This is a genomic window from Mesorhizobium sp. WSM4846 (assembly GCF_055811415.1).
The window spans coordinates 1-22,417 of the sequence record NZ_JBVVPZ010000056.1 but is presented as its reverse complement, the minus strand read 5'-3'; the positions used below and the strand labels follow the sequence as shown (position 1 = coordinate 22,417).

Annotated in this window: 21 protein-coding genes; 11 read left to right on the top strand and 10 right to left on the bottom strand. The window is 61.9% G+C overall.

Going from position 1 to position 22,417, the window contains the following annotated elements; translation table 11 throughout:
- Window position 1 precedes the first annotated feature (1 nt).
- The 6 genes from AC0L15_RS29950 to AC0L15_RS29925 form a co-directional block, all read right to left on the bottom strand.
- Window positions 2-631 (bottom strand): hypothetical protein, encoded by a 630-nt coding sequence (locus AC0L15_RS29950; RefSeq protein WP_287249315.1) that lies wholly within the window; start codon window positions 629-631, stop codon window positions 2-4.
- Window positions 631-1,506, bottom strand: coding sequence for an ABC transporter permease (locus AC0L15_RS29945; protein ID WP_287249316.1), 876 nt, complete (start codon window positions 1,504-1,506; stop codon window positions 631-633). The genes AC0L15_RS29950 and AC0L15_RS29945 overlap by 1 nt, the downstream gene beginning before the upstream one ends.
- Window positions 1,503-2,255, bottom strand: coding sequence for an ATP-binding cassette domain-containing protein (locus tag AC0L15_RS29940; RefSeq protein ID WP_353813129.1), 753 nt, complete (start codon window positions 2,253-2,255; stop codon window positions 1,503-1,505). The genes AC0L15_RS29945 and AC0L15_RS29940 overlap by 4 nt, the downstream gene beginning before the upstream one ends.
- 121 nt (window positions 2,256-2,376) lie before the next feature.
- The gene (locus AC0L15_RS29935) at window positions 2,377-2,871 is read right to left on the bottom strand and encodes a cupredoxin domain-containing protein (protein ID WP_287249319.1); all 495 of its coding nucleotides are present in this window, start codon (window positions 2,869-2,871) and stop codon (window positions 2,377-2,379) included.
- Between the two features lie 73 nt (window positions 2,872-2,944).
- Window positions 2,945-3,871, bottom strand: coding sequence for a YVTN family beta-propeller repeat protein (locus AC0L15_RS29930; protein ID WP_287249447.1), 927 nt, complete (start codon window positions 3,869-3,871; stop codon window positions 2,945-2,947).
- 66 nt (window positions 3,872-3,937) lie between these two features.
- Window positions 3,938-5,188 (bottom strand): ABC transporter substrate-binding protein, encoded by a 1,251-nt coding sequence (locus AC0L15_RS29925; protein WP_287249320.1) that lies wholly within the window; start codon window positions 5,186-5,188, stop codon window positions 3,938-3,940.
- Between the two features lie 225 nt (window positions 5,189-5,413).
- Here AC0L15_RS29925 and AC0L15_RS29920 point away from each other — a divergent pair, with 225 nt between their 5' ends.
- From AC0L15_RS29920 to AC0L15_RS29905, 4 genes are read left to right on the top strand one after another with little or no spacing between them, the layout of a single operon-like run.
- Entirely contained in the window at window positions 5,414-7,255 is a 1,842-nt protein-coding gene (locus AC0L15_RS29920; protein WP_287249322.1) for a (5-formylfuran-3-yl)methyl phosphate synthase, read from the top strand.
- A gap of 3 nt (window positions 7,256-7,258) precedes the next feature.
- Window positions 7,259-7,810 (top strand): flavoprotein, encoded by a 552-nt coding sequence (locus AC0L15_RS29915; protein WP_128166454.1) that lies wholly within the window; start codon window positions 7,259-7,261, stop codon window positions 7,808-7,810.
- Complete coding sequence (locus tag AC0L15_RS29910) at window positions 7,803-9,197, top strand: DUF6513 domain-containing protein (protein ID WP_287249324.1); 1,395 nt, start codon at window positions 7,803-7,805, stop codon at window positions 9,195-9,197. The genes AC0L15_RS29915 and AC0L15_RS29910 overlap by 8 nt, the downstream gene beginning before the upstream one ends.
- Window positions 9,198-9,200: 3 nt before the next feature.
- Window positions 9,201-9,791 carry a DUF447 domain-containing protein gene (locus AC0L15_RS29905; protein WP_287249325.1) on the top strand — a complete coding sequence of 197 codons (591 nt, stop codon included), beginning with the start codon at window positions 9,201-9,203 and terminating at the stop codon, window positions 9,789-9,791.
- A gap of 362 nt (window positions 9,792-10,153) precedes the next feature.
- Here AC0L15_RS29905 and AC0L15_RS29900 read toward each other — a convergent pair whose 3' ends face one another.
- Window positions 10,154-11,236 carry an FAD-binding oxidoreductase gene (locus tag AC0L15_RS29900; protein WP_287249326.1) on the bottom strand — a complete coding sequence of 361 codons (1,083 nt, stop codon included), beginning with the start codon at window positions 11,234-11,236 and terminating at the stop codon, window positions 10,154-10,156.
- Window positions 11,237-11,325: 89 nt separating this feature from the next.
- On the bottom strand, window positions 11,326-12,183 hold the full coding sequence (locus AC0L15_RS29895; RefSeq protein WP_128166462.1) for a LysR family transcriptional regulator: 858 nt from the start codon (window positions 12,181-12,183) through the stop codon (window positions 11,326-11,328).
- Between the two features lie 133 nt (window positions 12,184-12,316).
- On the opposite strand from AC0L15_RS29895, the gene AC0L15_RS29890 reads away from it, so the two are divergent.
- The 7 genes from AC0L15_RS29890 (at window position 12,317) to AC0L15_RS29860 (ending at window position 20,054) form a co-directional block, all read left to right on the top strand.
- Window positions 12,317-13,399 carry an amidohydrolase family protein gene (locus AC0L15_RS29890; protein WP_031254382.1) on the top strand — a complete coding sequence of 361 codons (1,083 nt, stop codon included), beginning with the start codon at window positions 12,317-12,319 and terminating at the stop codon, window positions 13,397-13,399.
- A 12-nt stretch (window positions 13,400-13,411) separates the two neighbouring features.
- Window positions 13,412-13,765 carry a Rieske (2Fe-2S) protein gene (locus AC0L15_RS29885; RefSeq protein ID WP_023797723.1) on the top strand — a complete coding sequence of 118 codons (354 nt, stop codon included), beginning with the start codon at window positions 13,412-13,414 and terminating at the stop codon, window positions 13,763-13,765.
- Window positions 13,766-13,877: 112 nt separating this feature from the next.
- Window positions 13,878-15,485, top strand: coding sequence for an ABC transporter substrate-binding protein (locus AC0L15_RS29880; protein WP_473497975.1), 1,608 nt, complete (start codon window positions 13,878-13,880; stop codon window positions 15,483-15,485).
- Window positions 15,486-15,557: 72 nt separating this feature from the next.
- Window positions 15,558-16,604 (top strand): ABC transporter permease, encoded by a 1,047-nt coding sequence (locus AC0L15_RS29875; protein WP_287249329.1) that lies wholly within the window; start codon window positions 15,558-15,560, stop codon window positions 16,602-16,604.
- The gene (locus AC0L15_RS29870; RefSeq protein ID WP_023797726.1) at window positions 16,601-17,485 is read left to right on the top strand and encodes an ABC transporter permease; all 885 of its coding nucleotides are present in this window, start codon (window positions 16,601-16,603) and stop codon (window positions 17,483-17,485) included. Before AC0L15_RS29875 ends, AC0L15_RS29870 begins: the two co-directional genes overlap by 4 nt.
- A complete protein-coding gene (locus AC0L15_RS29865; protein WP_473497973.1) occupies window positions 17,475-19,127 on the top strand; it encodes an ABC transporter ATP-binding protein in 1,653 nt (550 codons plus the stop codon). Before AC0L15_RS29870 ends, AC0L15_RS29865 begins: the two co-directional genes overlap by 11 nt.
- 498 nt (window positions 19,128-19,625) lie before the next feature.
- Window positions 19,626-20,054: a YybH family protein gene (locus AC0L15_RS29860; RefSeq protein WP_287249332.1), complete on the top strand. Its 429-nt coding sequence runs from the start codon at window positions 19,626-19,628 to the stop codon at window positions 20,052-20,054.
- 349 nt (window positions 20,055-20,403) lie between these two features.
- On the opposite strand, the gene AC0L15_RS29855 is transcribed toward AC0L15_RS29860, so the two are convergent.
- Window positions 20,404-21,678 carry an RNA polymerase sigma factor gene (locus AC0L15_RS29855; protein ID WP_287249334.1) on the bottom strand — a complete coding sequence of 425 codons (1,275 nt, stop codon included), beginning with the start codon at window positions 21,676-21,678 and terminating at the stop codon, window positions 20,404-20,406.
- A 31-nt stretch (window positions 21,679-21,709) separates the two neighbouring features.
- A complete protein-coding gene (locus AC0L15_RS29850; protein WP_287249335.1) occupies window positions 21,710-22,060 on the bottom strand; it encodes a YciI family protein in 351 nt (116 codons plus the stop codon).
- Window positions 22,061-22,417: the final 357 nt, after the last annotated feature.

Here is a 22,417-nt window from a genome sequence, read left to right as displayed (position 1 = left end):
TCTACTTCTTCGCGGCGAGGGTTTCCGAGACGGCCTTGGACAATTGATAAAGCCGCTGCTCGATGATCGTCGGCACTTCACAGACGTAAGTCAGTGATTGGACGCGTTCATTGAAAATTCGCGTTGCGAATTTCAGCTGCTCGGTGCGCCGTTCGATGTCGTCGGGATCCGCATCCGGCTTTGCCCGCAACGCATCGACGTCGGACGCTGCCTTGCGCAAGGCGGCGGCCATTTCGAGCTGCTTGTGGGCGTACCGGGAAATGCCTGAGATCACCTGCGAACGCTCGGCGTCCATGTGATCGAACATGCCTTGCACCAGCATCGCCATCTTCGGCGCAAGCTGCTCGGCCGGCAGCGAGGCGGCGAAATCCTTGATTTTCTTTTGGGCTTCGGCGATCGGCATCCGCCGGGCCGCCACCTCCTCGACCAGGGTGGAGACGGCAGGGTCCTTCGAAAAATCCTTCGCCGCTGGCGGAAGCTCCGGCCCATTCCAGATCTGGCCGAGCGAGAGTTGCGGCACCTTGCGCTGTATGCAGGGCCAGTCCGGATCGGTATTCGCTGCCCTGGCGTTCATGCTCGGCGTCAGCATGGCAACCACAGCCAGGCTGCGAACAAGGCTCATTCGTGCCATCAGCCATTTCCTCCGGTGTCTTGTTTGCGGGTCACCAGGCCGCGCGAAGGGTCGTAGGCGATGATGGCGGCGGCAAGGAACAGAACAGTGCATCCGGCAACGACGCCCAGCGACAGCCACTCGATCTGGCCGTAGAAGGCGAAGCGGATCAGTTCGACGGCATAGGTGAACGGGTTGGCGAGGCAGATCTTGTGCAGCAGCGGGCTCGCCTCCTGGATGCGCCACAACGGATAGAGCGCCGGAGAGGCGAAATAGCCGGGAAAGATGACGAAGTTCATGATGCCGGCGAAATTTTCGAGCTGCTTGATCATCGACGACAAAAGCATGCCGAGCGCGCAAAGCATCATTCCCGACAGGAACAGCGCCGGCAGCACCATGAGATAGCCGATCGGCGGCGCCTTGACGCCCCAGAACCAGGCAACGATCAGGAACGCATAGACCTGCGCGATCGATACGGATACGCCGGCGAGCATCTTCGACACCAGCAGGAACCAGCGCGGGAAGGGGCTGACCAGCAGGGTGCGCATGTTGCCCATCTCGCGGTCATAAACCATCGACAGCGAAGACTGCATGCCTGAGAACAGCAGGATCATGCCGCACAGCCCCGGCGTGATGTAGACCTCGTAGAGCACGTAGGTCTTGTAGGGCGGGATGATCGACACGCCGAGCACCTGCCGGAATCCGGCTGCAAAGATGAACAGCCAGATGAGCGGCCGAACCAGCGAGGATATGAAGCGCTCGCGCTGGTGCAGGAAGCGCAGGCATTCCCGCAGTACGACGCCCTTGAGGCAGATGAGATAGTGGCGCAGGCCGAATTTCTCGAACTTCTCCGGAAAGATGCCGGCGACTTTTTCGGGTATTGAAGGAGCGCTCATGGCGATATCCCCGCGGTGCCGGCCGCCTCGATGCGGCTGAGCCTGGAAAAGGCGTCGCGGATCGAAGTGGCGCCGCTCGTCCTGACGACATCGGCCACCTTGCCCTTTGCGACCAGTTCGCCCTGCCGCAGCACGACGACATGGTCGCCGTCGTCAACCTCGTCGATCAGATGCGTTGCCCACAGCACGCCGATGCCCTCGGTTTCGACGAGCTTGCGGATGGTGGCGAGAATGCCGGCGCGCGACTGGATGTCGAGACCGACCGTCGCCTCGTCGAGGAGCAGCAGCGACGGGCGGTGGAGCAGCGCCCTGGCGATCTCGATGCGCCGCATCTGGCCGCCGGAAAGGCTGCGTGCCTTGTCGTGCTGCCGGCCCGGCATGTCGACGATATCGAGCAGCGCGGCAATGCGCTGCCGGGCCTCGCGTCCGCCGATGCCATGCAGCGCCGCGTGGTAGGAGAGGTTCTGGTGAACGCTGAGATCGAGGTCGAGCGTGCGCGCCTGGAACACGATGCCGACCCGCCTCAGCGCCTCGCCGGAGGCGTGGCTGACGTCATGGCCGAAGATGCGGATCGACCCGCGGCGCGTGTCGTAAAGGTGGCTGATCAGCGAGTACAGGGTTGTCTTTCCTGCGCCGTTGAGACCGAGAAGCACGGTGAACGTCGCCGGCGCGATCGAGAACGAGACGTCGCTGAGCGCCCGCTTCGAACCATAGGAGTGGCTGACGGCGGCGACGTCGAGCGCCGCCACCTGATCTCCTGGTCCGCTTGTCCTCACATGCTGCACGCCGGCTGGCTCCCTTGTCGTCGACAACAGTCTGGCCCAAGTCTAGCCCACGGGGCGCGATCGCGCAGGTCCTGCTTTTCAAACCTTACTTGATCGTGATCGTGCCCTTCATGCCCTTGTCGGCGAGGTCGGGCACCGACCATGTGTAGATGCCGGGCCTCACGGTGGTGAACTGTACCTGGATGGTGCCGTCTGCGTCGAATTCGAGCCATGCGGGTGCGCCGTTCATGTGTACCTCGAGGTCGTTGATGACGATCTGGTTGTTCCACACATTGCGGAACAGGTCGGTGTGGAATTTGTACTCCAGCCCGCCCGCCGCGGTGATCTTCCAGCGATAGCCCTGGCCGGCGATCAGCTCAAAATCCTTCTGGTTGGCGGTGAACTGGTCTTCCTTGCTGCCGAGGATAAGTTCCGGCACGTCCTTGCTGGCCCGGGTCGCCTTCTCGGCTTTCGGACTGGCCTCCGTGCTGGCCGCTCCGGCGGCGGGGTCATCGTCATCGCCGTCCTGCGCCCAGACCTGGCCTTGGGTGAGCGCCATGCCCACCAGCGCGGCGAAAGCGACTGCCCGAAATTTCCGCATGATTTCCTGCCCTTCTGCTGTTTTTCTGCCGGTTTGATTCACTTGGTTTATTCAATGGTTCATGTGGCGGGATTCAATTGGGCGAGACGACAACCCCCCATGGCAGCGCGCCGACGGTCACCGACTGCACAGGCTCGTCGGTCTCCACGTCGATGAAGGTGATGTCGTTCGACACGCCGTTGGTCGAGATGATGGTTTTCTGGTCCGGGGTGAAAGCGAGCTGCCAGACGCGCTGGCCGACCAGCACATATTTCTCGACCTCGTATGTCTGCGTGTTGACCACCGCGACGCGGTTGGCCGGCCCGAGCGCCACATAGGCTTTCTTGCCGTCGGCGGTGATGCGCACACCGACCGGCTGGATGGATTCGGGCCTCAGGCCGGCAACCTCGAAGGTGATCTTCTGGACGACTTCGCGCGTCTGATTGTCGATCACCGAAACCGTGCCACCGATCTCGGCGCTCACCCAGGCCTGCTTGCCGTCGGGGGTGAACTCGACGAAGCGCGGACGCGCGTCAACCAGCACGTTGTCGGTGATCTCGTGCGTCGACGTATCGATGAAATGCGCCATGTTCGTCGTTTCCGACGTGTTGACCATGGTCTTTCCGTCCGGGCTGACACCCATGCCCTCCGGTTCGACGCCGACCGGGATTTCCGCCAGCACCTTCTTGCCCTCGATGTCGATGACGGTGACGAGATTGTCGTCCTCATTGGCGACATAGAGCGTCTTGCCGTCAGGCGACAGCACGAACAGCTCCGGGTCGGGCCCGGAAGGCAAGGTGTCGACGATCTCCAGCGACGCCGTGTCGATGACCTCGATCGAATCATCGTCGCTGGCGCAGAGATAGATGTGCTTGCCGTCGTGCGAGATGGTGATGCCGCGCGGACGCTGCCCGACATTAACGGTATTCACCACCTGCATCGTCGCGGTGTCGACGACGGTCATCGTGTTGTCTTTCTCGTTGGAGACATAGGCCATGTAGGCCGACGCCGGGTCGGCCATGAAGCCGGTCGCAACTATGGCGAGTGCGCAAGCTCGTCTCTGCACTGAAATTCCTCCCAAACTTTTCTACTTAAGCACGCATTTTGTTTCCGGCTCGTCGACCCCGAGCGTATCGAGCTCCGACAACTGGTGCAAAAATCCCTCCTGCGGCGAGGTCGAGACGACCGACCTGGTGTCGCCGAGGAAGATCGGCTGCCGCAACTGCTGGTTCCATTTGCGGAAGGTCAGTTTCTGCCCCTTGAAGGCGGCGATCGAAAAATCGTCGGAGCGGATGAAATCGGCCATCTTGCGCGGGTCGGCGCCCTGCGTGCGGGTCGCCGCCTCGCCGAGAATGCGCACCGCGGTCCACGCCGCCATGTCTTTCGACACCATGCGGCGGCCGTTTGCCTTGGCGAAGCGGTTCTGGATCTGGGTGCCGCCCCATTGCTCGCTGGCCGGATGCCAGGCCAAGGGGGTGAGGCCCGCGGTGCCGGCGACCGGCCGCGGAATCCAGGTGCGGAACGGAACGTAGGTGCCGAACACCTCGCTTTCGTCGGCGACCAGCAGCACATCGTGCTCCGGCAGGTCCTGGGTGAAGACAGGCATCTGCCGCTGGATCTGGACGACGCCGGAATCGGTCCGCCGCGCCGTGCCGGTATCCTCGAACAGCTTTTCGCCGACGATCTCGCCGCCGAAGCGCGTCGCCGCCCGGCGCAGCGCCTCGGCAAAAAGCTGGTCGCGCTCGTGCGAGCCGTAGATCAGCACCCAGCGCCGCCATTGCTTCCAGATGAGATATTGCGCCAGCCCGTCGGCCAGCATGCTGCGCGTCGGGATGGTGTGGAAGATGCTGGCGCGGCATTCCTCCTCGCGAAGACTGTCGTCGGTGGCGCCGGCGTTGAAGATCAAGACGCCGTTGTCGCGGGCAAGATCGGCGATCGACAGCAACTGCCTGGCCGAGAGGTCTGCGACCACATAGCGGTTGCCTTTGGCGATCATCTCCTGGAAGGCCGGGACGACATCGGCATCCGGCTTCACCTCGGTCACGTCGAGGCTGAATTTCTGGCCAAGGAAGCTGCCGGTCGTGTTGTTGTCGGCAATCGCCACATTGCCGCCGGCCACGCCTTCATCGCGCGGCGGGACGTCGAGCACCGACAAGGCCAGCTGCGGCGCATAGGCGCGCAAATAGCCTATCTTGATCTCGATTACTTTTTTTTCCGGCTTGGCCGTTGCGGTCGGCTGCTTGCCCGTCGCTTCCTGGGCGAGCGCGCCCGCAACGTTGACGGTCAGGGAAAAAAAGCACAAAAAGGCCGCCAGAGTGCCCGGCACCGCGCTCGTCATCGATTAAATTACCCGTTCTTGCGCTAAAGTCCGATTGTTGTCGGAGCGGCGCGAAGTCAAGGTGCCCGTGATGAGCTTAGCTGACCCGCAAATTTTATCAAACCCTGAAAGTGGACTTCTCACGTCTGCTTTAGTGCCATGCCTGCTCGCCCGAACGGCGACCGGGCGGATTTCGGTATTCGGGCCCAAGAGCGCCCTTTTCCTCATGCCGGAGAAAGTCCGTCAATGACCAGAATGCTGGCCAGCGTCACCGGCGTCGACGAGGCGGAGATCGCGCTTTCAGGCGGTGCCGACATCGTCGACCTGAAGGATCCGAAGGCTGGAGCGCTGGGCGCGGTGTCCGCGCAGACCATCCGCCGGACGGTTTCGCTGATCGCCGGCCGGGCGCCGGTCAGCGCGGTCTGCGGCGACCTGCCGATGGAACCCGAGACCATCCGCGCCAGGGCTGAAGAGATCGCCGCAACCGGCGTCGATTACGTCAAGATAGGTTTTTTTCCGTCGGCAAATGTCGCGGCTTGTGCTGCGGCGCTCGAACCGCTCGCTGCGCGAACCAAACTGATCGCGATGCTTTTCGCCGACCTGGCGCCGGATTTCGAGCTTCTGCCGATGCTTGCAAAACATCGCTTCCATGGCGCCATGGTCGACACGGCGAACAAGGCCAACGGGCGGCTGCTCGACCATCTGCCGCCCGAGCGTATCCCGGGATTCATCGATCGAGCGAAATCGCTCGGCCTCATGGTCGGGCTGAGCGGATCGCTGGAAGCCCCTGATATTCCACGCCTGCTGCCCTTCGCTCCCGATTTTCTCGGCTTTCGCGGGGCGCTGTGCGGCGATTCCGGCCGCGTGGGTTCGATCAGCGCCGAGGCGGTTGCGCAGATCCGCGAACTGATCCCGGAAGCATCCCGGGCCGGCGGCGCGTCGAGCGTCGACTACCGCCTGCTGGCGGCGAGGGGCTATTCGCCGGGCACCGACCCGACACTGGGCACCGACAAGATCTTCGTGCGGGACTTTGTCCTGCCGGTCCAGATCGGCGCCTACAGTTTTGAGCACGGCCATACCCAAAAAGTGCGTTTCGACGTGACCGCCGACGTGCTGCAAGTCACCGACCATCCCGAAGACATGCGCCATGTGTTCTCCTACGACATCATCATGGACGGCATTCGCACCATTGTTGCGCGGGGCCACATCCAGCTTAGCGAGGCCCTGGCCGAGCAGGTGGCGACCTACATTCTGGAGAACCCGCGTGTCGTGCGGGTCACGGTAAGGGTGGAAAAACTCGAACTCGGCCCAGGCGGCGTCGGCGTCGAGATCGAACGCAAGCGCCAATCGGCAGGCCGCGGCGTCGCCTCCGGCCCTGCCGGCCGAAAAGACCAAGGCGCCGTTTCCCGGCCGCGACAGGAAAGGCCCGAGGCCATCAGGCGAGCCGCCGTCAAGCCGTCCGTCGTCAAGCTTGGCGGCAGCACCGTCCATGCGGCGGAACTGGAAAGCTGGATCGCGGCGCTGGCGGGTTCCAAGCTGCCGATCGTCATCGTGCCCGGCGGCGGCCTGTTCGCTGACCAGGTGCGCGAGACGCAGATTTACATGGATTTTTCCGACACCGCCGCCCACGCCATGGCGATCCTCGCCATGGAGCAGTTCGCCCAGGTCATCCTCGACCGTGACGAAAGGCTGGCGCCGGCACGGTCGCTGGAAGAAATGGGGCGGGCGCTGGACGCGGGGAAGATCCCGGTGTGGCTGCCGTCGTCATTGGCGCTGCCGGCGCCGGACATTCCGGCGTCCTGGGATGTTACCTCCGATTCCCTTGCCGCCTGGCTTGCCGGCAAGCTCGGCGCGAACGCGCTGCTCTTGATCAAGCAGACCGGCGCCTTCTCCGGCAGCGACACGATCGACAGCCTGGCGGTCAGAGGCATCGTCGACGCCGGCTTCGCCGCCATGCTGCCCGACGGTGTCGATGTCCACCTCGCCGGCCCGAAAGATGCCGCCGAGGCCGGGGCGCTGCTCGCGGCGGGGACTCTGCCCGGCATTGCGATCGCGGCTTCGATCCGGTCGGCAAGAAAAGCAGGGTAGGCGATGGCGACGCTGCATACGCCGCGCTGGGCATGGGTTTTGACCGGTTCCGGTCATTTTTTTACGGAGAGTTTTGCACTGATCCACCAGATCGAGCATTGCGATGTCTTTGTGTCGAAAGCCGCCAACGAAGTGCTGCGCATGTACAAGCTCAAGCTCGATTTCCCGGAGACGACGCGCGTGCTGCACGACAAGACGGCGAGCGCGATCCCGGTGGGCGAATTCTATCACGGCGTCTATCATACGGTGGTGGTGGCGCCGGCCAGCTCCAACACGGTCGCCAAATGCGTGCACGGCATTTCCGACACGCTCGCCACCAACGTCTTTGCCCAGGCCGGAAAATGCCGGGTGCCGGCCATCGTCTTTGCCTGCGACACCGCGCCGGAACTCGAAACCATGGCGCCGCATGGGCTGGTCAAGGTCTATCCGCGCAGCATCGACCTGGAGAATACCAACCAGCTGAAAAGTTTTGAGCGAACCCAGGTGGTCGAGTCGCTTGCCGATCTCGAAGCCTCGGTCAGGCGGCGCCACGCCGAACTCGCAAGCCATGGCTGAGCGGCTGGTCTTTCTTACCGGCCATCTGGCCAAGGTCCGGCTGGAAAGGCTGCTGGCTGGACTGGGCGAAACCGAATTTGCCTGGGAGATCATCGACATCGGCGTCAAGGTCGCGGCGCTGATGAGCGAAGACATCATCAAGCGGCGACTCAGCCTGGCAGGCGGCACCGACCGCGTCATCCTGCCCGGCCGCTATCGCGGCGACATCGAGCATCTGTCGAACCATTTCGGCGTGCCCTTCGTCCGCGGGCCCGACGAGATCGCCGATCTGCCGGCCTTTCTCGGCCGGGCGGGCGAGCCGCCTGACCTTTCGCGTCACGACATGCGCATCTTCGCCGAAATCGTCGATGCGCCGATGCTGTCGGTCGAGGCGCTGGTGGCGAGAGCACGGACGCTGGCCGCGGCCGGCGCCGACGTCATCGATCTCGGCTGCCTGCCGGAAACACCGTTTCCATTGCTGGACGAGGCGGTGCGCGAGCTGAAGGCACAGGGATTTCTGGTCAGCGTCGATTCCGCCAGCACCGACGAACTGTCGATCGGCGCAGGCGCCGGTGCGGACTACCTTCTCAGCCTCGATGAGAACACGCTGCCGCTGGCCTTCGACCACAAGGCCGTGCCAGTGCTGATCCCGGCCACGCCCGGTGACCTGGATTCGCTTGGCCGGGCCATCGAAGCGGCACAGAAGGCCGGCGTCGGCTTCCTCGCCGATCCGGTGCTTGATCCGATCCATTTCGGCTTTGCCGCCTCGCTTGGGCGTTTCATCGAGGCGCGACGCCGCTGGCCTGAGGTCGAGCTGCTGATGGGGACAGGCAATCTCACCGAATTGACCGACGCCGACAGTTCCGGCGTCACCGCGGTTCTGGCCGGGCTCTGCTCGGAACTTCAGATCCGAAACGTGCTTGCCGTGCATGTCAGCCCGCATACGCTGCGAACGATCGAGGAGCACGACATTGCCCGCCGCATCCTGTTTGCCGCCAAGAGTGACGGTGCGCTGCCGCGGAGTTATCATCCAGGGCTGCTGCAGGTTCACGATCGCAAGCCGTTCACCGCCTCGACCGAGGATATCGCAGCCCTCGCGGCCGAGGTGCGTGACACCAACTTCCGCATCATGACCGCGGAGGACGGCATCCATGTTTTCAACGGCAAGGGGCACGCGGTTGCCACGGATGCGTTCGAACTCTTTGCCGGGCTTGGCGTTGAGGCGGATGGAGCACACGCGTTCTATCTCGGCGCCGAACTGATGAAGGCCGAGATCGCGTGGCGCCTCGGCAAGCGCTATGTGCAAGACGAGCCGCTCGCATGGGGCGTTGCCGCGCCGGCTCCCGAAACCGACCGCAGCCGTCTTGACGAAGCGGGCCACACGCTCCGCGCGAAGAAAGAGCGCTAAACCATGCCGTTCATTCGCGAATCGATCATCACCACGGTCAACGAAGCCGGCGGCGTCCACATCGCGCCGATCGGCATCATCGCCGAGAAGGACGGCTGGGTGATCGCGCCGTTCCGGCCGTCGATCACGCTCGACAATCTTGCCGAAGTGCCGTTCGCCATCGCCAATTACACCGATGACGTCCGCATCTTTGCCGGCTGCCTGACCGGCCGCAAGCATTGGCCGACCGTTGCCGTCCACGGGTTCCCGGTGCCGCGGCTCGCAGCGGCGCTCGCGCATTCGGTCCTCGAAGTCGAAAGTGTCGATGACGATGCCATGCGGCCGCGCCGTTTCTGCCGCGTGGTGCAGGAGGAAACGCATGCGCCGTTCACCGGCTTTAACCGCGCCAAGGCGGCGGTGCTGGAACTGGCCATCCTGGTCAGCCGGCTCGGCATGCTGCCGCGCGACAAGATCGAGGCGGAAATCGCCTACCTTTCAATTGCCATCGAAAAGACTGCGGGCGAGGGCGAAAAGGAAGCCTGGGGCTGGCTGATGCAGCGTGTCGGCGATCACCTGTCGGCCGAGGATGCCAGCGGCGAGGATGCGCGGGGGTGAACCGGATATGCTGAATCAGGGTAAGCGTCCGGGCTGACGTGGTTTAGCGTGGTACACGGTGGCGCTGATCTCAAACGGCGGTGTTCGACCCTTTGCGGTCGTTGAGCCCGGTATGGACGATGACCGGAATGGGGCCCGGATTATAAGAAGCGGCCCTTCAGCCCCCCGCGGGTACCGACGTGATCTGACTCCAATCCGACCATTCCCGCCGCACGATGCCGCCCGAAAGCCGACATTCAAAGGATCCAGCGGCCAAGCGCAGGTTGCCGGAACAGACTCATGAGTGCGCGCGCCGTTTATCCAATCATGTGAGCCACTGGCATGCCCCCAGCGCCGGGCTTGGCCATCAATTCGCAATGAGGTCAGAGATCGAGGCAAACGGTGCCTAGCGGCCGGCTGCAGCAAGCCAGCACATAACCAGCCGCCTTCTCTTCAAGGCTGAGTCCTCCAAGGTCGTCGATCACGACGTCACCTGAGAGCTTGACCGTCCGACAGGTTCCGCAAATGCCCTGCTGGCATGCGGTAGGGATGTAGAGGCCGCTATTGCGCGCCGCATCGAGCAGAGTCTCTCCAGGCGCACACAGGTGCTCCACGCCAGACCGGGCGAAACGGACACAAGTCGGGCCAGCGGCAGCCGATTGAGGAGCCATGGAATTGCCCACGGCGCCGCCGAAACTTTCCTCGTGATACTGGGAGGGTGCGATGCCGATCCCCGCGACACAGGCCCGAACCGTCTGCATAAACGGCTCGGGGCCGCAAACGTAAGACGTGCGCTGGTGAAGGTCCGGAGCCAGCCGCAAGAGCATGGGGCCGTCGATGCGACCGAAAGGGCCCTGCCACGCCGAACCTTCCTGGCTGCAGATGAAGCTTACATCGACATTGGAGAATCGCGCGGCGAGCGCCTCCAACTCGGAGCGGAAGGCGATGTCGTCCGCCGTCCGAGCGCAGTGAATGAAACGGATGTCATGGCCAGATGCCCGGTCGGTTAGCGCCCGCAGCATCGACATAACGGGAGTGATGCCGCTGCCGCCCGAAAGGAAAAGCGGCTTCTCGGATGGTAGATCGTCGAAGTTGAAACGTCCGACCGGCCCTTCGATTTCAATGTTGTGGCCCGGCCGGAGATTGTCGTGAAGCCAGTTGGAAACAAGCCCGCCCTTCGCCCGCTTCACCGTGATCTGCAGGTCGAGCGGTCGAGTCGGCGGCGACGACACCGAGTACGGTCTCGTTACCCGGGCGCCGTCGATTGTCAGGTTCAGGACTAAATACTGGCCTGCACTAAAGCTGAACATGTGGCCAGAAGCAGCTGAAAAGACGAATGTCTTAACGTCGTGTGTCTCATCGATGACGCGCCGGCAGCGCACGAACTGTCTTGAGCTCTCCGCCCATTGCCGTTGACGCAGCGCTGGAGCGAAATCGGTGGCCGAAAAGGGAGCGTGCGCGTTCATGATTGGACTCTGCTTGACCCAACCAGAATGGCAGCCGGGATACTTTCAAAAAAGCGGCAGATGTCGGCTTTACAATCGGATATTTCGATCTAGCTTTCCATGGACATAACGGCCAGATGGAGCGCGCGAATCCCTCTACGGATGATCGGCTCGTGCTTGCGGCGCGCCAAAATAGCGGTGTGAACCGGCTGCTGAAGCGCGGGCGCGCCCTCGACCACAAAAGACGGCCGCTCGGCGGTATACCGCCGAGCATCGTCACTGCGCATATAGCAAGTGCCACCCATGCGCCGCAGCATCGCTTCGGCGAGCGTTTCCGAGCCCATCGAAAGACGGCCTATCGCCAATTGCGGCAGCGCCTCGGCGTGGGCTTTCTCAAGCGCGACCGTGTAGCCCGGCCGGATATACGTATCCGCGTTGACCTCCGACAGGATCCTGGCCGTCGTAGATACCATCACATATTCTTCAACCATGAGAGGATCGTAGGAGATTTCAGGGAGGTATCGGGGCGCGTAGACCACAGCAATATCGAGGTTTCCCAAGCTCAAGTCGGAAATCATCTGCGGCGAGTAGTCGGACTCTACGTGAATTGACGATTTCGGCAGCACCTGGAACAGAGTTTCCACCCAACCCGGCAATATCGATCGCGTCATCCCGACCTGCGCAGCGACGCGCAAGGTGCCCTCGAACCGGTTGAATGCCCGAACGTCATGGCGGGCCTGAGACCATGTCGACAGCATCGCGCGCGCATAGGCTTCGAAACGTCGCCCCGCCGCGGTCGGTTCGGCGCCGGCGCGTCCCCTCAGGAAGAGCTCCGAACCGATGGCCTGCTCTAGGTTCCTGATGCGGGTACTGACCGTCGACTGCGTAACCCCAAGACGATCGGCCGTACGGTTGAAATTTCGCGACTCCATAATGTCGAGAAAGGTCTCAATGTGATCCAGCTGCATGTCGCCTCGCAATCGAAAAATCCGATCGTATTACCTCAGATCACAAGCTTGATCAAATAATTCCCAAGGCGGAAGCTGCGGTTGAAGAAGCCGGCTGGGTTAGCGGCCTGCCGCGCCAGGGGAGTTAGATAGGGTGTTCATAGTCGATTGCGATTGTCACAATTACTGGTCGAGCGCTACGGTGCTCGAGCCATATCTTTCCGGCGTCTGGAAAGACATGTTCACAGAAGGCGAAAAAACTGGTCCGAGAGGCGCCTTCCCCCACGGTCACCGTCCGTGGTTTCACCCGCAGGATTTCTCCCGGAAGGACGTCAGGCCCGAGACGGAGGCCGACAACTATCTCGTCATGAAAGAAAAGCACCTCGACAAATACAATGTCGGAGCCGCTATCCTCACCGGCGACGAGCCGATCGAAGCCTCCACGCTGGCCAATCCCTATTACGCAAGTGCACTGGTCAGCGCCTATAACGACTACCAAATCGCCGAATGGCTTCCCAAAGACAGTCGTTTTATGGGCTCCATCATCATCGCGCCGCAGGATCCGAAGCTCGCAGCAGCCGAGATCCGCCGCCTCGGCAACCATCCGCGTATGGTGCAGGTTCTGGCCTCCCAAGGCTCGGTCAAACCCTACGGTGATCCGTTCTACCATCCCATTTTCGAGGCTTGCGCCGAAGTCGGGCTGCCATTCGCGATCCACCTGGGCGGCCATGGCGGCATCAACTGGAACGCGGTGGCACCGGCTCCCACGACCTTCTTCTGGGAGACGCACGCTATTCTTCACATGTCGGCCTTGTCGCATGTGGCAAGCATGATCGCGCATGGCGTTTTCGAAAAATGGCCGGACCTGTATTTCGTGATCATCGAGTGCGGTGTGGCCTGGGTTCCATCGGTATTATGGCGTCTGGACGCAGATTACAAAGCGCTGCGCAAGGAAACGCCGTGGCTGAAGATGCTGCCCTCGGAGTATTGCCGGCGCAATATCCGCTTTTCCACGCAGCCGCTGGAGCAGCCCGCGAACATACAGCATCTCTGGTCCACTCTCGAAGCGATGGACGGCGAGAACACGCTGATGTTTGCCTCCGACTACCCGCATTGGGATTATGACGATGCCAACACGCTGCACATCCCGCCTGCCTGGAGGAGCAAGATCATGGGGTTGAATGCGCTCGAGGTCTATAAACGCATTCCCCGCACGCAAGCGGCTAATGCCGCCTGACGGGAGCAGACAATGGCTGAGAAAACATACATTTGCCGGGTCGACGAAATCGAGACCGGAACTCCCTACATCGCCAAAATCCGCAGCCTTTCAGTCGGGGTTTTCCGCATCGGAGATTCATTCCATGCCTTGCTGAACGTTTGTCCGCACCGAGGCGCTCCGCTTTGCGAGGGACCGCAATGCGGAACCACGGCGCCGGTCGACCAAGCGCAGTTCATCTATCACCGCGAGAACGAGATCGTGCGCTGCGCCTGGCACGGTTGGGAATTCGACATAAAAACCGGTGCGGCCCTGGTCGATCCGGGCGTACGTGCCCGAACATTCCCGGTCACGGTGGAAGCTGGTGAAATCTATGTAACGGCGTAAGATTTGTGTCGAAAACGCTGAAAATGGAAAGGAGGCAAATCGGCTGAATCCGCCAGATCTGCTCGATAATGCCAACAACAAGAATGCGGGAAATCCGCAATGGGAGGAAGCAGTGTCAGAATCTGAATATAAACTCCGCCTGGCGCAAAACCTGATCGGCCGCGGCAAGGTTTCGCGCCGTGATTTCATCCAGCTCGGGCTGGCGGCCGGCCTGACGGTCGCCGCCGGCGACAAGCTCTTCGTGACCGTGGCGCGGGCCGAACCGCAGCGGGGCGGCTTCGCCAAGCTCGGCATGGCACATGGCGCGACGACGGATTCGATCGATCCGGCCGGCTATCTCGACACCTTCACGCAAACCGCCTTTTCGGGTGCCATGTCCAACAGCCTGACCGAGGTCGACGCGAAAGGCAGCATCCAACCGGACCTTGCCGAGAGCTTCGAGACCTCGGACGACGCGACGACATGGGTCTTCAAGCTGCGCAAAGGTGCGACCTTCCACAACGGCAAGACCGTAACAGCGGACGACGTGGTCGCCTCGATGCAATACCACATGGGAGTCGACACCAAATCGGCGGCGAAGTCGCTGCTGGAATCGGTGACCAATATCAAGGCGGACGGTCCGGAAACGATCGTTTTTAAACTAAACAGCGGCAATGCAGACTTTCCCTACATCATGAGCGACTATCACCTTGTCGTCATGCCTGCCAAGGACGGAAAGGCGGACTGGGAATCGGGCGTCCGGACCGGTGCCTTCGTGCTTGAGAACTTTCAGCCCGGCGTCTCGGCCAAGCTCAAGCGCAATCCCAACTACTTCAAGAACGGCAAACCCTATTTTGACGAGGTGGAGTTTATCGCTATCACGGACCTCGCAGCGCGTATGGCGGCGCTGTCAACCGGCGAGGTGGATTATATCGGCCGCGCCGACCTGAAAACGCTCGGTATGCTGAAGCGCAAGCCGAATATCGAAATCCTCGAGGTCACCGGATACGGCCATTACACGCTGCCGATGAACGTGACGGTGGCGCCATTCGACAACCCCGATGTGCGCATGGCGTTGAAATGGGCCATCGATCGCGAGGAAATCGCGCAGAAGATCTTCCTTGGCCATGCAACCGTCGGAAATGACAACCCGATCGCACCGGCGATCAAGTACGCCATCAATCCGGAGCCGCAGCACAAGTTCGATCCGGAAAAGGCGCGCTTCCATCTGAAAAAAGCGGGAATCGAAAATCTCAAGGTCGACCTTTCCGTCGCCGACGCCGCTTTCGCCGGCGCCGTGGACGCAGCCGCCCTCATCCGCGAGACGGCGGCCCAATGCGGCATCGATGTCAATGTGGTGCGCGAGGCCGAGGACGCCTATTGGGACAATGTCTGGCTCAAGAAACCGTGGTGCGCCTCCTATTGGAGCGGTCGTGCAACGGCCGACTGGATGTTCACGCAGGCCTACTCGGCCGATTCCAGCTGGAACGACACGTTCTGGAAAAATCCTCGCTTTAACGAACTGCTGATCCAGGCACGCGCGGAGACCGACGAGGCCAAGCGCTCCGCGATGTATGCAGAAATGCAGCAGTTGACGCATGACGACGGCGGCGCCATCGTCCTGGTCTTCAACAATTTTGTCAGCGCCAAGTCCAAGAAACTGGCGCATGGCGAGGTGGCGCCGAACTGGGAGAATGACGGACTGAAGATGGCCGAGCGCTGGTGGATAGCCACCGCGTGACGTTCGCCAGGCGAACTGCCCCCGGCGCGGGCGGTTCGCTGTTTTCAGGGGAAAGGCTCGAAGGTACCGCCCATGAACCCGGTCGTTAGAACGGTTCTGCAGCGCCTGGGCCTTGGCCTGATCACGCTCTTCATCGTCTCGATCATCATATTTTCGGCGATTGCCATGCTTCCGGGCGATTTCGCCAAGGCGATGCTTGGGCAATCTGCGACGCCCGAGACGGTCGCTGCCTTCCAGCGCGAGATCGGCATCGATCGTCCGCCGGTCGAGCGCTATTTCGCCTGGGTCGGACAGATCGTGCAGGGGGATTTCGGCTCTTCCTTCGCAAGCCGCACCGGCTACCGGCGCACGGTCGCCGAGATCATTGCGCCCCGGCTCTACAACACGATGTTCCTCGCCGTGATGACCGCCCTTATAGCGGTCCCTCTCGCGCTGGGACTCGGCATTCTCGCCGCTCTCTATCGCAACAGCTGGTTCGACCGTGTGGTGAACACGGTGACGCTGACGACGATTTCGTTCCCCGAATTCTTCGTCGCCTATATGCTGGCCTATCTCATCATCTCGCGCGACACGTTCATCGGAACCGAATTTGCTCAATCCCTGCCCGAGTGGCTCGCGTCTTCGATCAACTGGGTCCTGAACCTGGTTCCCAAATTTCCGACACTGGCGAATATCAGCGACCAAACGCCGTTCTGGGAGCACGTCTGGCGCGCAGCGCTGCCGTCCATCACCCTGACGCTGGTGATTGTTGCCCATATGATGCGTATGACGCGAGCGGCGATTATTAACATGCTGGCAAGCCCCTATATCGACATGGCGCGGCTCAAGGGAATGTCGCCAATGGCAATCGTTCTCAGACACGCCCTGCCTAATGCCTGGGCGCCCATCGTCACGGTAATTGCTTTCAACCTCGCTTATCTCATCGTCGGCGTGGTCGTGGCCGAGGTGGTGTTCGTCTATCCCGGCATCGGCCAATTGATGGTCGATGCGGTGAAGTCGAGGGATGTTCCGGTCGTGCAAGCCTGCGCCTTGATTTTCGCGGCAACCTACATCCTGCTCAACCTGACCGCCGACATCATTTCCATCGCCACCAATCCGAGGCTTTTGCACCCGCGATGACCAGTATCGAACACGCCGTGGCGGTTCCGAGACAAAGGCGCACGCGCGCCTCGCGGGTAAAAACCGCACTCAGAAAGGCTCCCTTCAGCGCCTGGTTCGGCATCGTGGTCATCCTTGGCTATGTCTTCGTCGCGCTGTCGGCGCCCTGGATAGCGCCCTACGGGGAAACGCAGGTTTTCAGCGAAGCCTTCGCGCCCTGGAGCCAGGAATTCATCGTCGGGACCGACCAACTCGGCCGCGACGTGCTCACCCGGCTGATCTATGGCGCGCGCAATACGGTCGGCATCGCTCTCGCGACTACGCTTCTGTCCTTCGCGGTCGGCGTCACTCTCGGCTTGCTGGCCGCGATGTACCGGGGTTGGCTCGACCAAATTTTGTCACGCGCGGTAGACGTGCTGATGTCGATCCCGAGCCTCATCTTCGCGCTGGTGTTGCTATCCATCTTCGGTTCCTCGGTCACCAGCCTGATCCTCATCATCGCCCTGCTCGATTCAACCCGCGTATTTCGGCTGGCGCGTGCGGTCGGGCTGAATGTTGCCGTCATGGAATATGTCGAAGCCGCGCAACTGCGTGGCGAAGGGCCGAGATGGATTCTGACTAAGGAGATCCTGCCCAACGTGCTGCCGCCGCTGATCGCGGAATTCGGTCTGCGCTTCTGTTTCGTTTTCCTCACCATCGCCGCGCTCTCCTTTCTCGGCGTCGGCATCCAGCCCCCGACAGCCGACTGGGGCTCGATGGTGCGGGAAAACGCCACCCTCATCACCTATGGCGACATTACTCCGCTCTTGCCGGCAGGCGCGATCGCCCTTCTCACGGTTTCTGTGAATTTCGTTGTCGATTGGTTCCTGCACACGACAAGCGGGTTGCGCGATGAAAAGTAAGGATTCTGGCCCACGCGAAAAGGGAACGAAACTCCTCAGCGTTCGCGACCTTCACGTCGAAGGGTTTTCCGACGAGCGCTGGCACCCGATCGTTCGCGGTGTGGATCTCTCGCTAAAGCGCGGTGAGGTTCTCGGCCTCATAGGCGAGTCCGGCGCCGGAAAATCCACCATTGGGCTTGCCGCGATGGGATATGCCAAGCCAGGTTGCCGGATAACGCAAGGATCGATCCTGTTCGACGGGATCGACCTCCTCGCCATGAGCGAAACCGCACGGCGGCGGCTCCGAGGCTCGCGCATCGCCTATGTCGCGCAAAGCGCGGCCGCCTCCTTCAACCCGGCCCACCGGCTCCTCGATCAGACCGTCGAAACGGTCGTGGCGCACGGGATCGCCAGTCGCAAGGCAGCGAATCGGGATGCCATCGAACTTTACCGGCGTCTTCACCTGCCGGATCCGGACAGCATCGGCTTCCGCTATCCTCACCAGGTCTCCGGAGGGCAGTTGCAGCGGGCAATGACCGCGATGGCGATGGCCTGCCGGCCCGACCTGATCATCTTCGACGAGCCGACGACGGCGCTCGACGTGACCACACAGGTGGAGGTCCTCGCCTCGATCCGCAAGATTGTCGAAGAGTTCAACACTGCCGCGATCTACGTCACGCATGATCTGGCGGTGGTTGCGCAGATGGCGGACCGGATCATGGTTCTGCGCCACGGCCGTACTGTGGAGGAGGCCGAAACACGCCAGATGCTTGCGGCGCCGGCCGAAGACTATACGAGGACGCTCTGGGCGGTGCGAAAGCTAGCCAAACCCGAAGTGCCGGCCGCGGACCATCTGCTCACGATCGATAACATCACCGCCGCCTACGCTGGGAAAGTCAAGGTTCTGCAGGATGTATCGATCAAGGTGCCGCGCGGACGGACGGTAGCGGTCGTCGGTGAATCTGGTTCCGGTAAATCAACGCTCGCCCGCGTCATCACCGGCCTGCTGCCGCCGGTCTCGGGCTCGATCTCATTTGCGGGGCATCGTTTGCCAAGAACACTGAAAGAGAGGCCCAAAGACATTCTGCGCCGCATCCAGATGATCTATCAGATGCCTGACAACGCGCTCAATCCGCGTCAGACCGTCGAGGAGGTCATCTCCCGGCCACTTGAGTTCTATCTCGGCCTCAATGGGGCGGCATGCGACCGCCGCGTTGGCGAACTCATGCACATGATCGAGATGGACGAAAGCTTCCTCGACCGTCTGCCGGGCGAACTCTCGGGCGGTCAGAAGCAGCGCATCTGCATTGCCCGGGCGCTGGCTGCTAATCCGGAGCTCATCATCTGCGACGAGGTGACCTCGGCCCTCGACCAGATCGTACAGGAAGAGATCCTGAAGCTTCTTATGCGGCTCCAACAAGAATTCGGAGTCAGCTACATTTTCATCACGCACGACATCGCGACGGTGCGGGCAATCGCAGACGAAATTGTCGTCATGCATCAAGGCAAAGTCGTCGAGCAGGGGCTCAAGACCGAAATCCTGACGCCGCCGCATGCTCCGTATACCGAACTGCTTCTCTCCTCCGTGCCGGAGATGGATCCAGACTGGCTGACGAAGCTGCTGGAAACCCGGGAGCGCAAGCGGGTCGGCGCGGCGAACTGAATCCCAACGTATTGACCGCTTGGCTCCAGTTCTCGCGCGAACGTCGGTTATGTCGCAACCGCGACGTCCAGAATGGTCGCAACAATGTCTGCTTTCAGGCAGTAGCAACGGCCATCTCAATGGTCGAAGTGAGGCGATCCACGCCGGCTAACTCGTGAACCACGCGGCATGCTGCCGGTGCACCAGTGAAGCCAAGATCGAAAGTCTCATGCCGCGTCGGTAACTCGGCTGGAACTAAAGACGCCACCCGCCATGCCCCAACCCGCCGCGGTTGATCTCGTTCGACGAACCATCTTGCTGGTCGGGCTCTTAGTCGTATTGGCACTCGTGGTGGGCCACTAGAGCCCCCGATGATGCGATGTCCGGCAGATGAGGGGCTCATCACTCTTGATACCACGATGCAACAGCAGCTAGGACCGGCCATATTTGTTACGAATGGTGTCGATGTCGGATTGATCGCCCCGGCCTCGTCGTTCCAGAAAATGAAGGAGCAACGATATGTCTGAAAAGGAAGTCTTGTCTGTCATCCGGGGCCAGGAAGACGCAACTGCCAAGGGGGACGCCCGCGCCAACGTCGATGCTATGGACCCGGATGTCGTGGTTTTCGATCTGCCGCCGCCGCTTGCCTATCGAGGCGAACAGGCACGCGACATCGAAGGGATAAATGCTTGGTTTGAAACTTGGCGCAACGGCGTCACCGTTCACATGGCTGACCCGCAGCTCATGATCGACGGCGATCTTGCAGTGGCCTTCGGGCTGTCGCGCATGACTGGCATTAAGACCGATGGCACAAAGGTTGACTCCTGGAGCCGGCGAACCATCGTGCTAAGGCGCATCGCCGGTTCTTGGAAAATCATCCACGAACATGCCAGCTTCCCTATGGCAATGGACGGAAGTGGGCGCGCTGTGACGGATCTCTTGCCGTAGTTCCGGAACGCCTAACGTCCTCAACAGGGCTCTCGGCTTTCACTCGGCAAGGGTTCGTAGGTGAACGGTCGATTTGGCGGCGCGTTGCTGACAGTCAGCCTTGCGGCCGTTGGCGGACTTGCGGCTTAGAGGCTGAATGTCAGAAGCGTTCGGGAGCCTATATCCGTTCCCAAAATCGGACATTGAGCGCAACCAGCGGTTCTGACCCTAAGCTGCCGTTTCACCTTGGAAGTTCGGGCCGGGTGGGACAGCGGACGTTCCGCGATATCCAAGTCGGACCTTGCAGGAAAATGACAAAAGCCCGGAAGCAGTCGATCCTGGGTAGATCATGTCCTTGTCTGATCAGGGATTATGATGACATCGCTGCGTCGGCCGCCTCGGCGGCGCGCCGCCTCAACAGGGCATGTTCCCGCCTGTTGCCCGCCAGCGCCGCGGCTGCTTCGAACGCGGCGCGCGCCTCCTCGTAGCGGCCGAGTTTGCGGAGCAGGTCGCCGCGAACGCTCGGCAGCAGGTGATAGCCTTTGAGCGCCGGCTCGCGCGAAAGGCGGTCCACGATCACCAGCGCCACTTCTGGGCCCTCGGCCATGCCGACGGCAACCGCGCGGTTGAGGTCGACGATTGGCGAGCGCACGACAGCCACCAGCTCCGCATAAAGTCCGGCGATGCGCGACCAGTCGGTATCACTTGCCGTCCTCGCCTGGGCGTGGCAGGCGATAATCGCTGCCTGTAGGGCGTAAATGCCGCCCGCTCCGCGTAATTCGCGCGCTCGCCCGAGCGCCTGCATCCCGCGCCGGATCTGGAGCTGGTCCCAGAGTGCGCGGTTCTGGTCCAGCATGAGGATTGGCTCGCCCTCGGCGTCAGTACGAGCCGCCGTGCGCGAGGCGTTCAGCTCCATCAGAGCGAGCAGTCCATAGGCTTCTGGCTCGTGCGGCACGATGGAGGTGAGCACGCGGCCCATGCGAAGCGCTTCATTGCAGAGCTGGGGGCGCAGCCAGTCCTCGCCGCTCGCCGCGGTGTAGCCTTCGTTGAAGATGAGGTAGACGACCTCCAGCACCGAGGAGAGCCGCTTTGAGAGCTCCTCGCCGCTTGGGGTCTCGTAGGCCAGCCCCGATTCCGAAAGCGTCCGCTTCGCGCGCACGATGCGCTGGGCAATCGTCGCCTCCGGCAGCAGGAAGGCCCTGGCAATCTCCTCGGTTGTCAGGCCGCAGATCATCCGCAGTGCCAGCGCCGCGCGCGCCTCGCGCGATAGTCGCGGGTGACAGGCGGTGAAGATGAGCCGAAGTAGTTCATCGCCTATGTCGTCGTCCAGGGCCGAGTCGAGGTCGGGCATTGCCTGCTGCTCCTCCTCCATGTCCCAGGCGATAATGTCGTGCTTGCGCTCGAGCATCCGGCTGCGGCGCAGATGATCCAGGGCCCGGCGCTTGGCGGTCGCCATCAGCCAGGCGCCGGGTTTTTCCGGAACGCCTGTGGCCGGCCACCGCTCAAGGGCAGCCAACAGGGCTTCCTGCGTCAAATCCTCGGCCAACGGCACATCGCGCAGCATCCTCGCCAGACTGGTGATCAGCCGGGGCTGCTCGATCCGCCACACGGCGAGGATCGTGCGATGGGCGTCGGCGACCGTCATGGCCGCCGACCACGTCTGCAGGAATCTCGCCTCAAGGGCCGGCAAACGCGCGGACCTCGCACGTGCCCTCCCAATCCGGCATGAAATCCTTGTGGAGCTGCATGAACTCGACCGCCGATGCCACAGCCTCTTCCTTGTTCCGGAACTCCATGATCGCGTAGCCGCCGATGACCTCCTTCGCCTCGACGAACGGGCCATCGATGACGCTGAGCTTCCCATCGGCGACGCGCACCTGCGCGCCCATCGCGACCGGCGTGAGCCCGCCCATGTCGACCATGCGGCCAGCCTTGATTTCCCGGTCGGCGAGCTTGTTCATCGCCTCGATGAGTTCCGCCGTTGGCGGTCCGGCGTGGGCGGAAGTTACGAACGACATGAAGCGCATTTGAGAACTCCTCCTGAGGCGAGCCGCGGACGTGGTGGCCGCTGAACAGTCTCGCAAATAAGTCGACGAACCAGCCCCCGGCGGATCGACATGCGCTTTGAATAAAATCACGCCCGGGCTCTAAAGACGATGGGCGAGTGAACAGGGTCGATTGGCCAACCCCATCAAACTCCAACGTCGTGAGTTCCGTTGCCGCGTTATTTTGGCGCCTAGGAGGCTGGTACTAACTTCCGCCAAGGGGTCGACTTCCGCCGTTGGACGTCCGTCAATTTAACGGCCGGTTCTGACCGATAGTGTTGAAAAAGTCCGGGTTGCAGCGGTCCTGAAGCACTGATTCAATCTTCGTTGTAAGAGGAG

Bases quoted from the DNA above. Each gene is read 5' to 3' on its own strand.
- AC0L15_RS29950 (WP_287249315.1), bottom strand. From the start codon at position 631: ATGGCACGAATGAGCCTTGTTCGCAGCCTGGCTGTGGTTGCCATGCTG.
- AC0L15_RS29945 (WP_287249316.1), bottom strand. From the start codon at position 1,506: ATGAGCGCTCCTTCAATACCCGAAAAAGTCGCCGGCATCTTTCCGGAG.
- AC0L15_RS29935 (WP_287249319.1), bottom strand. From the start codon at position 2,871: ATGCGGAAATTTCGGGCAGTCGCTTTCGCCGCGCTGGTGGGCATGGCG.
- AC0L15_RS29930 (WP_287249447.1), bottom strand. From the start codon at position 3,871: ATGGCCGACCCGGCGTCGGCCTACATGGCCTATGTCTCCAACGAGAAA.
- AC0L15_RS29925 (WP_287249320.1), bottom strand. From the start codon at position 5,188: ATGACGAGCGCGGTGCCGGGCACTCTGGCGGCCTTTTTGTGCTTTTTT.
- AC0L15_RS29920 (WP_287249322.1), top strand. From the start codon at position 5,414: ATGACCAGAATGCTGGCCAGCGTCACCGGCGTCGACGAGGCGGAGATC.
- AC0L15_RS29915 (WP_128166454.1), top strand. From the start codon at position 7,259: ATGGCGACGCTGCATACGCCGCGCTGGGCATGGGTTTTGACCGGTTCC.
- AC0L15_RS29910 (WP_287249324.1), top strand. From the start codon at position 7,803: ATGGCTGAGCGGCTGGTCTTTCTTACCGGCCATCTGGCCAAGGTCCGG.
- AC0L15_RS29905 (WP_287249325.1), top strand. From the start codon at position 9,201: ATGCCGTTCATTCGCGAATCGATCATCACCACGGTCAACGAAGCCGGC.
- AC0L15_RS29900 (WP_287249326.1), bottom strand. From the start codon at position 11,236: ATGAACGCGCACGCTCCCTTTTCGGCCACCGATTTCGCTCCAGCGCTG.
- AC0L15_RS29895 (WP_128166462.1), bottom strand. From the start codon at position 12,183: ATGCAGCTGGATCACATTGAGACCTTTCTCGACATTATGGAGTCGCGA.
- AC0L15_RS29885 (WP_023797723.1), top strand. From the start codon at position 13,412: ATGGCTGAGAAAACATACATTTGCCGGGTCGACGAAATCGAGACCGGA.
- AC0L15_RS29875 (WP_287249329.1), top strand. From the start codon at position 15,558: ATGAACCCGGTCGTTAGAACGGTTCTGCAGCGCCTGGGCCTTGGCCTG.
- AC0L15_RS29870 (WP_023797726.1), top strand. From the start codon at position 16,601: ATGACCAGTATCGAACACGCCGTGGCGGTTCCGAGACAAAGGCGCACG.
- AC0L15_RS29865 (WP_473497973.1), top strand. From the start codon at position 17,475: ATGAAAAGTAAGGATTCTGGCCCACGCGAAAAGGGAACGAAACTCCTC.
- AC0L15_RS29860 (WP_287249332.1), top strand. From the start codon at position 19,626: ATGTCTGAAAAGGAAGTCTTGTCTGTCATCCGGGGCCAGGAAGACGCA.
- AC0L15_RS29855 (WP_287249334.1), bottom strand. From the start codon at position 21,678: ATGACGGTCGCCGACGCCCATCGCACGATCCTCGCCGTGTGGCGGATC.
- AC0L15_RS29850 (WP_287249335.1), bottom strand. From the start codon at position 22,060: ATGCGCTTCATGTCGTTCGTAACTTCCGCCCACGCCGGACCGCCAACG.